This is a genomic window from Bacillus sp. LK2 (assembly GCF_001043575.1).
GTDB classification, from domain to species: Bacteria; Bacillota; Bacilli; order Bacillales; family Bacillaceae_G; genus Bacillus_A; species Bacillus_A paramycoides.
Genome location: NZ_LDUK01000002.1, coordinates 197,830 through 210,223 on the forward strand (window position 1 = coordinate 197,830; position 12,394 = coordinate 210,223).

The 12,394-nt window shown below is 39.8% G+C and carries 14 protein-coding genes, 1 tRNA gene and 1 pseudogene; 9 read left to right on the plus strand and 7 right to left on the minus strand.

All coding sequences use genetic code 11. The features are described 5' to 3' along the window. Nucleotides 1-2 precede the first annotated feature (2 nt). From VK90_RS02820 to VK90_RS02845, 6 genes are all read right to left on the minus strand, one after another. The gene (locus VK90_RS02820; RefSeq protein ID WP_002174176.1) at nucleotides 3-209 is read right to left on the minus strand and encodes a DUF1657 domain-containing protein; all 207 of its coding nucleotides are present in this window, start codon (nucleotides 207-209) and stop codon (nucleotides 3-5) included. An 11-nt stretch (nucleotides 210-220) separates the two neighbouring features. Continuing rightward, nucleotides 221-571 (minus strand): stage V sporulation protein AE, encoded by a 351-nt coding sequence (spoVAE, locus tag VK90_RS02825; protein ID WP_002174175.1) that lies wholly within the window; start codon nucleotides 569-571, stop codon nucleotides 221-223. Further along, nucleotides 568-1,584, minus strand: a complete 1,017-nt coding sequence (gene spoVAD, locus VK90_RS02830) for a stage V sporulation protein AD (protein ID WP_048370307.1) — start codon at nucleotides 1,582-1,584, stop codon at nucleotides 568-570. Before spoVAD ends, spoVAE begins: the two co-directional genes overlap by 4 nt. After that, complete coding sequence (spoVAC, locus tag VK90_RS02835; protein WP_025148225.1) at nucleotides 1,585-2,061, minus strand: stage V sporulation protein AC; 477 nt, start codon at nucleotides 2,059-2,061, stop codon at nucleotides 1,585-1,587. A 29-nt stretch (nucleotides 2,062-2,090) separates the two neighbouring features. Next, entirely contained in the window at nucleotides 2,091-2,579 is a 489-nt protein-coding gene (locus tag VK90_RS02840) for a YhcN/YlaJ family sporulation lipoprotein (RefSeq protein ID WP_048370310.1), read from the minus strand. A gap of 114 nt (nucleotides 2,580-2,693) precedes the next feature. Further along, on the minus strand, nucleotides 2,694-2,900 hold the full coding sequence (locus tag VK90_RS02845) for a DUF1657 domain-containing protein (RefSeq protein WP_000216167.1): 207 nt from the start codon (nucleotides 2,898-2,900) through the stop codon (nucleotides 2,694-2,696). 206 nt (nucleotides 2,901-3,106) lie between these two features. Here VK90_RS02845 and VK90_RS02850 point away from each other — a divergent pair. From VK90_RS02850 to eno, 9 genes are all read left to right on the plus strand, one after another. Next, a tRNA-Arg gene (locus VK90_RS02850) sits at nucleotides 3,107-3,182 on the plus strand. A gap of 257 nt (nucleotides 3,183-3,439) precedes the next feature. After that, the gene (gene rpoN / locus VK90_RS02855; protein WP_048370313.1) at nucleotides 3,440-4,747 is read left to right on the plus strand and encodes an RNA polymerase factor sigma-54; all 1,308 of its coding nucleotides are present in this window, start codon (nucleotides 3,440-3,442) and stop codon (nucleotides 4,745-4,747) included. Nucleotides 4,748-4,756: 9 nt separating this feature from the next. After that, nucleotides 4,757-5,002, plus strand: coding sequence for a glutaredoxin family protein (locus VK90_RS02860; protein ID WP_002174170.1), 246 nt, complete (start codon nucleotides 4,757-4,759; stop codon nucleotides 5,000-5,002). 135 nt (nucleotides 5,003-5,137) lie between these two features. Then, nucleotides 5,138-6,166: a gapA transcriptional regulator CggR gene (cggR, locus tag VK90_RS02865; protein WP_002174169.1), complete on the plus strand. Its 1,029-nt coding sequence runs from the start codon at nucleotides 5,138-5,140 to the stop codon at nucleotides 6,164-6,166. A gap of 27 nt (nucleotides 6,167-6,193) precedes the next feature. Further along, a complete protein-coding gene (gene gap / locus VK90_RS02870) occupies nucleotides 6,194-7,198 on the plus strand; it encodes a type I glyceraldehyde-3-phosphate dehydrogenase (protein WP_000161236.1) in 1,005 nt (334 codons plus the stop codon). A 139-nt stretch (nucleotides 7,199-7,337) separates the two neighbouring features. After that, nucleotides 7,338-8,522, plus strand: a complete 1,185-nt coding sequence (locus tag VK90_RS02875) for a phosphoglycerate kinase (protein ID WP_001036331.1) — start codon at nucleotides 7,338-7,340, stop codon at nucleotides 8,520-8,522. A gap of 32 nt (nucleotides 8,523-8,554) precedes the next feature. Further along, a complete protein-coding gene (tpiA, locus tag VK90_RS02880) occupies nucleotides 8,555-9,310 on the plus strand; it encodes a triose-phosphate isomerase (protein ID WP_002174167.1) in 756 nt (251 codons plus the stop codon). After that, a complete protein-coding gene (gene gpmI / locus VK90_RS02885; protein ID WP_001231161.1) occupies nucleotides 9,307-10,836 on the plus strand; it encodes a 2,3-bisphosphoglycerate-independent phosphoglycerate mutase in 1,530 nt (509 codons plus the stop codon). The genes tpiA and gpmI overlap by 4 nt, the downstream gene beginning before the upstream one ends. A 30-nt stretch (nucleotides 10,837-10,866) precedes the next feature. Continuing rightward, a complete protein-coding gene (gene eno / locus VK90_RS02890; RefSeq protein WP_048370317.1) occupies nucleotides 10,867-12,162 on the plus strand; it encodes a phosphopyruvate hydratase in 1,296 nt (431 codons plus the stop codon). 56 nt (nucleotides 12,163-12,218) lie between these two features. Here the strand turns inward: eno and VK90_RS31335 are convergent. Then, nucleotides 12,219-12,293: pseudogene (locus tag VK90_RS31335) on the minus strand (nucleoside hydrolase); the annotation flags it as partial. Nucleotides 12,294-12,394: the final 101 nt, after the last annotated feature.

The window sequence follows — 12,394 nt, forward strand, 5'->3', positions numbered from 1 at the left end:
ACTTAAAACCCTTTATATTGAGGTTCTTCACGTTCTAATACTGAAATTCTATCCTTTAAATCAGCGATAACGCTGTCCATTTCTAACATACATTCATGAAATACGCGTTTTGCTTCTTCATCTTGTGAATTTAATGAAAGGGAGCTTAAACTTGCTTGAGCGCCCCTTACACTAGCAAGACAAGTTTTTACGCTAGCGATAACAGTCATACAAACACCTCTTATCCTTTCGGTTTAAATAGTAATGCACCGATGAATCCGAAAATAATAGCTGCGGATATACCAGCACTCGTTACTTTAAACATACCGGTAATGACACCGACGATTCCATGTTTAGCCGCTTCTTCCATCGCACCGTGAACGAGGGCGTTACCGAAGCTTGTAATTGGTACGGTTGCTCCGGCCCCAGCGAAATCAATTAATGGTTCATAAAGATTAAGCCCATCTAATATTGCGCCGATAACAACGAGTGTTGCCATTGTATGAGCTGGCGTTAACTTACCGACATCAAACATTAGTTGCCCAATTACACATATAAGTCCACCAATGACGAAAGCCCAGAAAAAAATCATTGCGTTGCACCTCCAAATTCAATCGAAACAGCGTGAGCGATACAGGGGATTGTTTCTTCTTGCTGGAATGTCAGCGGAGATAGTAAAGCACCTGTTGCAACGACAAGTATCTTATTAAATTCTCCCCTTTTCATTCGATTTAATAAATGACCGTACACGACTGTTGCAGAACATCCCGGGCCACTTGCACCAGCTATGACAGGTTGCCCGTCTCTATAAATGATGATTCCGCAATCTTGGAATTGCTCGCTCGTTATTTTTGTTCCATGTTTATGTAGTAGGTCGTAGGCAATTTCGCGACCAACATGTCCAAGGTCACCTGTTACAATTAAGTCGTAGTAACTGGCGTCAATTTGTCGTTCACGTAAATGGGCTTCAATCGTATCGACAGCCGCTGGGGCCATCGCGCCACCCATATTAAAGGGATCAGTTAATCCCATATCGACAACGCGACCAATTGTTGCGGATGTTACTTGTGGACCATATCCAGTGTCACTTAAAATAGCTGCGCCTGCACCGGTCACTGTCCACTGGGCAGTAGGAGGTTTTTGACCACCGTATTCAGTTGGATATCGGAATTGTTTTTCTACGGCAGCGTTATGGCTTGATGCTCCAGTTAATAAATATTTCGCCCCTTTTGCATTTACAATGCTTGCCCCAAGTGCTAATCCTTCCATAGAAGTAGAGCAAGCTCCAAATAATCCGAGATAAGGTGTTCCGAGTGTACGACATGCAAAGCTCGTTGGAGTTATTTGATTAATTAAATCTCCTGCGAGTACGAATTGAATATCGTCTTTACGAAGTTTTGCCTTTTCGGTAGCGCGGCTACAAGCTTCTTCAAATAAAATTTTATGTGCCTTTTCGTAAGAATCTTGTCCAAGCCATAAATCTTCATGGAGGGTGTCGAAGTCTTCAGGGATATTTCCCTTTGCTTCAAATGGTCCACCGACTACCCCGGTTGAGATAATGACTGGTTTGTTTTCAAATACCCACGTTCGGTGTCCTTGTAACATTTATAGCCCTCCCCATTGAACGAGAATCGTTTTAATAAGTGCGATGACGAAAGCAGAAAATACACCAAATAAAATAACAGAGCCAGCTAGTTTAAACATGTTACCTCCAACACCAAGAACGAATCCTTCAGTCCGGTGTTCGATACAGGCTGCGATTACCGAGTTTCCAAATCCAGTAACAGGTACAGCTGTGCCTGCTCCAGCAAATTGTCCGAGGCGGTCATATACACCGAATCCAGTTAGTAACATCGAGATGAAAATAAGAGTTGCGACTGTTGGATTTCCTGCTGAACGCTCAGTGAAATCAAAATATGTGATGTAAAAAGTAGAAATAAACTGTCCAATTAAACAAATAAAACCACCGACGAAAAAAGCTTTTATACAATTTTTCAAAACAGGACGCTTGGGCTCCCGTTCTTGCTCGAATTTTTTATATTCCTGTTGTACAGGGGTTAAGTTTTTATCTTTACTAGACATTTCAATCCTTCCTTTTCTATTAGAAAGCGTTAAGTGTTAGATTCCATTTCTGATCCGATAAGCTTTAACTGTTTTTTGATTTCATCTTTATTTACTTCTTTTCTCTTAATTTTGATTTCAAGCTTTTCGAGTAACATGAAGATCTTTTTATCTGTACTGACACGAACATCGAAAGTAGGATTTTCATCACTTAATTGCTTTTGAAGTTTTTTGCGCAGTGGTTTCAGTCCAAACCTTTCATGATGTTCAGGTTTAACCGCTATGTAGAGGTCTAAATTTGAATTAACTGCGGTGCTTTTTATAATTTCATCCATAGCGAGAGCTTTTTTCTTTGCTTCTTGCGATATAGATTGATTAAAGGATTCCGTGCTCATCTTCGTTAATTTGGGGCCTTTTTCTTTCTCTGTTCGTTTTGCTTCTTCGTTCTTTACCTTTTTATCTAAGGGGCTATTATCACAGCCAGTAAAAGAGCTAAATAGAAGTACAAATAACGCGGTTATAAGTCCGATCTTTCGCATAATCATCATTCCATTTCTATTGCATTATGTAATGTGAGAGAAAAAGGATGACTGCATATCATCCTTTTTCTGTTTCACAGCAATGTATACCATTAGATGAAATGGTACTTTTAGTTATTGCTGTGTGTATTGTGGTTCTTCTTGTTGGACTTCTTCAACACGTGGGTTTAAAGAATCGATAATTGTTTGTGTTTGCTGCGCAGCTGTTTGGAAAAGTTGCTTTGCTTGTTGGTTATCCGTATCAAGAGCGAATCCCTCTAAGCTAGCTTGTGCACTTTTTAATCCAGAAACAGTTTGCTTTAGTTTTGTAATAACAGTCATTGAATGAAGCCCCCTTTGGAATATCAATTCAAAGATTATAATTTGTGAGTTGGGGGGAATTTATGATTGGAAAATTTAGGGGAGGGATATGTATTTATATGCTTCCAGCTAAGGGGCATAAAGGATTAAGGGTATATTTTTATTGCTTTAGATGGATTTTATTGCTATTATTATGAGAAGAAAATGAAGTGTTTTTTTATAATCATGCGCCCATAGCTCAGTCGGATAGAGCGGTGGTTTCCGGTACCACGTCTGCCGGGGGTTCGAATCCCTCTGGGCGCGTCAAAAAGTCCTAACTTACGTTTTGTAGGTTAGGACTTTTTTATTTTTCTCTTGTTATATCTAGTGATAAGATTTACTATTAGTACTTGGTGATAATGTTGTGGTTTATTATTTTATTTCAATATTATTCATTTTTAGGTTGTAAGATGTAAATCTCATTAATACATATAAATTAATAATATTTTGGAATGGGTGTCTGCGATAGGATTCTCCTTTTACCAAACTTATTGTACAATAGAAACAAGGGGGAGATTAGTTTGAAGGCAAGTCTTTTACAAGAACAAAGCTTACGTTTGGCAATGACACAAGAGTTAAGGCAAGCGATTACAATGCTCCAGTATAATGTACAAGAATTATCGGAGTTTTTGTATGAGCAATCGTTAGAGAATCCCCTTATTGAGTTAGGTGGTTTTGAGAGGGAGAAGAAAAAGAGCTCTAACACAAGTAAAAGTACCGGCAAACAAGTCGAGAATCAGATGGAAATCTACAGTGTGGATTCAACAACGATTCAGCAACATTTATTAAATCAAATACAGTATTATAAAATAGATGAAGAAGAGCGAAAAATAGCTTCTTTCATTATTATGAACATGGATGGAAATGGGTATTTACAAGAAACGAATGAAGAGCTATCAGAGCTTCTTTCTGCGTCGATGGATGTAGTAGACCGTTCTGTGGAGCTTGTCCAATCTTTAGAGCCAGCAGGGGTAGGGGCGCGTAATATTCAGGAATGTCTAACCTTGCAATTGAAGCGCTTACAAAGACGGAATGGATTAGCGGAAGAGGTTGTAGAGGAGCACTTCACTTACTTCGTGAAGAAAGATTGGCGAAAGCTCGTTCAAGTGTTGAAGTGTAGTAATGAGGAATTACAGCATGCGGTAAATTGTATTACGTCATTACAACCAAAACCAGGTCTTGCGTTTTCTTCTGATAAACCACTTTATATTGTGCCTGATATGGCGGTGAAAAAAGAAGGTGATCGTCTCGTTTTACAGATGAACGAGAGAAATATGCCGAGAATTGAAATTCATTCTGAGTATAGTGCGCTTCTTAATAATAGTGAAAGAGAAGTTGCTTCTTACGTATCGGAGAAGTATCAACATGTGCAATGGATTATGCGCAGTTTGAAACAGAGAAAACAAACACTCTTACAAGTGATGACTATTATTATGGAAAAACAGCGTGATTTCTTCTGGAAAGGCCCAGAGTATTTAAAGCCACTTGCCTTAAAAGAAGTAGCGGAAGAGTTAAGTGTGCACGAGTCTACAATTAGTCGTGCAACGCGAAATAAGTATGTGCAAACACCGCACGGTTTATTTGAGATGAAATCTTTCTTTAGTAATGCTGTTTCGACGACAGAGGATGAGGCTGTTTCAACGAAGCGGGTGAAACAGTTTATTCAAACGCTTGTGGAAGCGGAAAATAAGAAAAAGCCACTTTCGGATCAAAAGATTTCAAAATTATTAGAAGAAGAGCATGAAGTCGTTATTTCTCGAAGAACAGTTGCGAAATATAGAGAACAAATGCACATTCCTGCTTCGTCTCTAAGAAAAACAATTGGATAGGTGAAGAAGATGAAAGTTGTACTATATACAAAAAAAGATTGTGGTCTTTGTGAAAAGGCGAAACAAGTTTTACAGGAAGTACAATGTGAATATTCTTTTCAAATCGAGGAAATAGATATATATGAAGATAATGACCTTTTAGAAAAATATCATTTAATGATTCCGGTTGTAGAAATAGGCGGAAAACAAGTAGAATATGGTAACATTCACAAAGGTGTCATAATAAACTATATAAACAATGCAGTTAAGAGTTGAATAAGTTTCAATCTCCTGTTACAATAATACACGTAGCAGGGATTATTTTTTTAACCTATGTGGGACATAAAATGTCACTACGGGACACAAAGTGACCACGAGGAAAAATGAACCAATGTAGTGAGGAGAAAAGATATGCGCTCATGGATTCAGAACACAAAAAAATTATTACCTGATCTGCTACCTGTTATGCAAACGAGAATGCAAGTTCTTCAGTACATCAGGCTTATGCAGCCGATTGGAAGAAGAAACTTATCTGCAAGTCTTGGTATGACAGAACGAGTATTGCGAAGTGAAGTTCAAGTTTTGAAAGAACAAAACTTAGTTCACGTCGCTTCTTCTGGAATGACTTTGACAGAAGAAGGAACAGCTTTAGTTCTTGCTTTGGAAGACTTTATGAAAGAAATTTCCGGGTTAAAGGTTTTAGAAAAACAACTTAAGGAAACATTAGATTTGGATGAAGTTTTCGTTGTCCCTGGTGATAGTGATGAATCACCTTGGGTCAAACTGGAGATGGGCCGTGCTTGTGTGACTTGTATAAAAGACCGTCTGACAGCGAATAATATCGTTGCTGTGGCTGGAGGAACTACGCTAGCTGCTGCTGCGGACATGATGCAACTTGATTGCAAAGATTTACATATGCTATTTGTCCCAGCACGTGGTGGAATTGGAGAAGGTGTTGAGTTAGAAGCCAATACCATTTGTGCCAAAATGGCACAAAATACGATGAGTAATTATCGCTTATTGTATGTTCCAGATCACGTTAGTAGCGAAGCATATGCGTCCATTGTAACAGAGCCATCCGTGAAAGAAGTTCTTGAGTTGATTCGATCTTCCAATATCGTCATTCATGGAATCGGTGATGCGTTAACAATGGCACGTCGCAGAAATACTTCAGAAGCAGATTGGTTAAAGATTCAGGCAAGCGAAGCAGTTGGCGAAGCTTTCGGTTACTACTTTAATGAACAAGGAAATGTTGTTCATAAAGTAAGAACAGTTGGTATGCAACTTGAAGATTTACAACATGTATCTCACGTTGTTGCAGTCGCTGGAGGTTCTTCAAAGGCAAAGGCAATACAGGCTGTAATAAAGCAAGGGCACACTTCAATTCTAATTACAGATGAAGGTGCAGCAAAACAGTTAACAAAGGGTATTACCCTTTAAATATAATCCCCCAAGGAGGAAATTCAAATGACTAAAATTGGTATTAATGGATTTGGACGTATCGGACGTAACGTATTCCGCGCAGCTCTTAACAACTCTGAGGTAGAAGTAGTAGCAATCAACGACTTAACAGATGCTAAAACATTAGCTCACCTTTTAAAATATGACACAGTTCACGGAACTTTAAATGCAGAAGTATCTGCTAACGAAAACAGCATCGTTGTTAACGGTAAAGAAATTAAAGTTATCGCTGAGCGTGACCCTGCTCAATTACCATGGAGCGACTACGGAGTAGAAGTAGTAGTAGAATCTACTGGTCGTTTCACTAAAAAATCAGACGCTGAAAAACACTTAGGTGGATCAGTTAAGAAAGTTATCATCTCAGCTCCAGCTTCTGACGAAGATATCACTGTAGTTATGGGTGTTAACCACGAACAATACGATGCAGCTAACCACAACGTAGTATCTAACGCTTCTTGTACTACAAACTGTCTAGCTCCATTCGCTAAAGTATTAAACGAAAAATTCGGCGTAAAACGCGGAATGATGACAACAATTCACTCTTACACTAACGACCAACAAATCTTAGACTTACCACACAAAGATTTACGTCGTGCTCGTGCAGCAGCTGAAAACATGATCCCAACATCTACTGGTGCTGCTAAAGCTGTAGCATTAGTATTACCAGAACTTAAAGGTAAATTAAACGGTGGCGCTGTACGTGTTCCAACTGCTAACGTTTCTCTTGTTGACTTAGTTGTTGAACTTGACAAAGAAGTAACAGTTGAAGAAGTAAACGCAGCATTCAAAGCAGCAGCTGAAGGCGAATTAAAAGGTATCCTTGGATACAGCGAAGAGCCATTAGTATCTATCGACTATAACGGATGCACAGCTTCTTCTACAATCGACGCATTATCTACAATGGTAATGGAAGGTAACATGGTTAAAGTACTTTCTTGGTACGATAACGAAACTGGTTACTCTAACCGCGTAGTAGACCTAGCTGCATACATGACTTCTAAAGGTCTTTAATTCTTAAGTATATAAGCAATCAATGACAAAACGAGGGAGAGGGTTTGTTCCCTCTCTCTCTTCTTTCGTTTTAGAAGCAAATGTGTTAAGCTTTTGAATGGGTTTTGTCAATCCTAACTAGTAGTCGGAGGGAAAACCAATGAACAAAAAATCAATTCGTGACGTAGATTTAAAAGGTAAGCGTGTATTTTGCCGCGTTGATTTCAACGTACCTATGAAAGAAGGCAAAATTACAGATGAAACTCGTATCCGTGCAGCTCTTCCTACAATTCAATATTTAGTAGAGCAAGGTGCGAAAGTTATTTTAGCAAGCCACTTAGGCCGTCCAAAAGGTCAAGCAGTAGAAGAATTACGTCTTACTCCAGTAGCAGCACGTTTAGGCGAGCTTCTTGGTAAAGATGTTAAGAAAGCGGACGAAGCATTCGGACCAGTTGCACAAGAAATGGTTGCAGCAATGAACGAAGGCGACGTATTAGTTCTTGAAAACGTACGTTTCTATGCGGGCGAAGAAAAGAACGATGCAGAACTTGCGAAAGAATTTGCAGCTCTTGCTGATATCTTCGTAAACGATGCATTCGGTGCAGCTCACCGTGCTCACGCTTCTACAGCAGGAATCGCAGACTACCTACCAGCAGTATCTGGTTTACTAATGGAAAAAGAGTTAGATGTATTAGGTAAAGCACTTTCTAACCCAGAACGTCCATTCACAGCTATCATCGGTGGTGCGAAAGTAAAAGATAAAATCGGTGTAATTCGTCATCTATTAGACAAAGTAGATAACTTAATCATCGGTGGCGGACTTGCTTACACATTCGTTAAAGCTTTAGGTCATGAAATTGGTCTATCTCTATGTGAAGACGACAAGATTGAACTAGCTAAAGAATTTATGCAACTTGCAAAAGAAAAAGGCGTAAACTTCTACATGCCAGTTGATGTTGTAATCACAGAGGAATTCTCTGAAACTGCAACAACTAAAATCGTTGGTATCGACTCTATCCCTTCTAACTGGGAAGGCGTGGACATCGGTCCTAAAACACGTGAAATTTATGCAGATGTAATCAAAAACTCTAAGCTTGTTGTATGGAATGGACCAATGGGTGTATTCGAAATGACTCCATTCGCAGAAGGTACAAAAGCAGTAGGACAAGCATTAGCAGATGCAGAAGATACATACTCTGTTATCGGCGGTGGGGACTCTGCAGCAGCTGTTGAAAAATTCGGTATGGCTGATAAAATGAGCCACATTTCTACTGGCGGCGGTGCGTCATTAGAATTCATGGAAGGTAAAGAGCTTCCAGGTGTAGTTTGTCTTAACGACAAATAAGTAGCAGCCAAAGAAAAAGGACGGTGCAAAGCATGCGTAAACCAATTATCGCAGGTAACTGGAAAATGAATAAAACTCTATCTGAAGCAGTTAGCTTCGTAGAGGAAGTTAAAGGTCAAATCCCAGCAGCTTCAGCTGTTGATGCAGTAGTTTGCTCTCCAGCTCTATTCTTAGAGCGCTTAGTAGCGACAACTGAAGGAACTGACTTACAAGTAGGTGCACAAAACATGCACTTCGAAAAAAATGGTGCATTCACTGGCGAAATTAGCCCAGTAGCACTTAGCGACTTAAAAGTAGGCTACGTAGTACTTGGCCACTCTGAGCGTCGTGAAATGTTTGCTGAAACAGACGAATCAGTAAACAAAAAGACTCTTGCAGCATTTGAACATGGTTTAACACCAATCGTTTGCTGTGGTGAGACTTTAGAAGAGCGCGAAAGCGGAAAAACATTTGATCTAGTAGCAGGTCAAGTGACAAAAGCACTTGCAGGTTTAACAGAAGAGCAAGTTAAAGCAACTGTTATCGCTTATGAGCCAATCTGGGCTATCGGTACAGGTAAATCTTCTTCTTCTGCAGATGCAAACGAAGTATGTGCGCACATCCGTAAAGTTGTTGCAGAAGCTGTTTCTCCAGAAGCTGCAGAAGCTGTTCGTATTCAATACGGCGGTAGCGTAAAACCAGAAAACATTAAAGAGTATATGGCACAATCTGACATCGACGGCGCTTTAGTTGGCGGTGCTAGCTTAGAGCCTGCTTCGTTCTTAGGTCTTCTGGGGGCGGTAAAATGAGAAAGCCAACAGCTTTAATCATTCTTGACGGTTTCGGACTACGTGAAGAAACTTACGGGAATGCTGTAGCACAAGCTAAGAAACCTAATTTTGATGGTTACTGGAACAAATTCCCTCATACAACGCTTACAGCTTGTGGTGAGGAAGTAGGTCTTCCAGAAGGTCAAATGGGTAACTCTGAGGTTGGTCACTTAAATATCGGTGCTGGCCGCATAGTATATCAAAGCTTAACTCGCGTAAACGTTGCAATTCGTGAAGGTGAGTTTGATCAGAACGAAACTTTCCAAAATGCAATTAAAAGCGTAAAAGAAAAAGGTACTGCTCTTCATTTATTCGGTTTACTTTCTGATGGTGGTGTGCACAGTCACATGAACCATATGTTTGCTCTTCTTCGCTTAGCAGCAAAAGAAGGTGTGGAGAAAGTTTATATCCATGCATTCTTAGACGGCCGCGATGTTGGACCACAAACAGCAAAAGGTTATATCGATGCAACAAATGAAGTAATTAAAGAAACAGGAGTAGGACAATTCGCGACTATCTCTGGTCGTTATTACTCCATGGACCGTGACAAGCGTTGGGATCGCGTAGAAAAATGTTACCGTGCTATGGTGAATGGTGAAGGCCCTACTTATAAATCAGCAGAAGAGTGTGTAGAAGACTCTTATGCAAATGGTATCTACGATGAATTCGTATTGCCGTCTGTAATTGTTAACGAAGATGACACGCCAGTTGCAACAATCAATAATGATGATGCAGTTATCTTCTATAACTTCCGTCCAGACCGTGCAATTCAAATTGCTCGTGTATTTACAAACGAAGACTTCCGTGAGTTCGATCGTGGTGAAAAAGTACCTCACATTCCTGAATTCGTTTGTATGACACATTTCAGTGAAACTGTAGATGGTTACGTGGCATTTAAGCCAATGAACCTTGATAACACATTAGGTGAAGTTGTTGCGCAAGCGGGATTAAAGCAACTTCGCATCGCGGAAACTGAAAAGTATCCGCACGTTACATTCTTCTTTAGCGGTGGTCGTGAGGCTGAATTCCCAGGAGAAGAGCGTATCTTAATTAACTCACCAAAGGTTGCAACGTATGACTTGAAACCTGAAATGAGCATTTACGAAGTAACGGACGCTTTAGTAAATGAAATCGAAAATGATAAACATGATGTTATCATTCTTAACTTTGCGAACTGTGATATGGTTGGCCATTCTGGGATGATGGAACCAACAATTAAAGCAGTAGAAGCAACTGACGAATGTTTAGGAAAAGTTGTAGAAGCGATTCTTGCAAAAGATGGTGTAGCACTTATTACTGCTGACCATGGTAATGCTGATCAGGAGTTAACTGCTGATGGTGGACCAATGACAGCTCATACAACTAACCCGGTTCCTTTCATCGTTACAAAAAATGATGTAGAGCTTCGTGAAGGTGGTATTTTAGGAGATATCGCCCCAACAATGCTTACACTTTTAAATGTAGAACAACCGAAAGAAATGACAGGTAAAACAATTATTAAATAATTTGCTTATATAAAAAGGAGAGAATTTATTATGTCAACAATTATTGATGTTTATGCTCGCGAAGTCCTTGACTCTCGTGGTAACCCAACTGTAGAAGTAGAAGTTTACACAGAAAGCGGCGCATTCGGACGCGCTATCGTACCAAGTGGTGCATCTACTGGTGAGCACGAAGCAGTAGAATTACGTGACGGTGACAAATCTCGTTACCTTGGTAAAGGTGTTATGAACGCAGTAAACAACGTTAACGAAGCAATCGCTCCAGAAATCGTTGGTTTCGACGTAACTGACCAAGCTGGTATCGACCGTGCTATGATCGAATTAGATGGCACTCCAAACAAAGGTAAACTAGGCGCTAACGCTATCCTTGGTGTATCTATGGCAGTAGCTCACGCAGCAGCTGACTTCGTAGGTCTTCCATTATACCGTTACCTTGGTGGATTCAATGCAAAACAATTACCAACTCCAATGATGAACATCATCAACGGTGGTTCTCACGCTGATAACAACGTTGACTTCCAAGAGTTCATGATCTTACCAGTTGGTGCTCCAACATTCAAAGAATCAATCCGTATGGGTGCTGAAGTATTCCATGCACTTAAAGCTGTATTACATGACAAAGGTCTTAACACTGCAGTAGGTGACGAAGGTGGATTCGCTCCAAACCTTAGTTCTAACCGTGAAGCATTAGAAGTAATCATCGAAGCTATCGAAAAAGCTGGTTACAAAGCTGGCGAGAACGTATTCTTAGGAATGGACGTTGCTTCTTCTGAGTTCTACAACAAAGAAACTGGTAAATATGACCTTGCAGGCGAAGGCCGTACTGGCTTAACTTCTGCAGAAATGGTTGATTTCTACGAAGAGCTTTGCAAAGACTTCCCAATCATCTCTATCGAAGATGGTTTAGACGAAAACGACTGGGATGGTCACAAATTATTAACTGAGCGTATCGGTGATAAAGTACAATTAGTTGGTGACGATTTATTCGTAACTAACACTCAAAAACTTGCTGAAGGTATCGAAAAAGGTATCTCTAACTCAATCTTAATTAAAGTTAACCAAATCGGTACTTTAACTGAGACTTTCGAAGCAATCGAAATGGCTAAACGTGCTGGTTACACAGCAGTTGTATCTCACCGTTCTGGTGAAACTGAAGATGCTACAATCGCTGACATCGCAGTTGCAACTAACGCTGGCCAAATCAAAACTGGTTCTATGAGCCGTACTGACCGTATTGCTAAGTACAACCAATTATTACGCATCGAAGACGAACTAGGCGAAATCGCTGTTTACGATGGTTTAAAATCTTTCTACAATATCAAACGATAATTGTAGAAAATAACGACAGACCGTGAGAAATCACGGTCTGTTTTTTTATGCTAAAATTATTCATCTGTCATAAGTGACATGAAGTATTTAAAGAAAAGGTTATAATCAAAATCGATAGCAATGTATTGCGAGGAGGAGGAGGGCTATCGTATCATCGATTCCAGGATCGCAAAAAATGAGAACTTTTTTAGACATATGTTCACTACCTATCTTGTTATATATATGTGCGAGA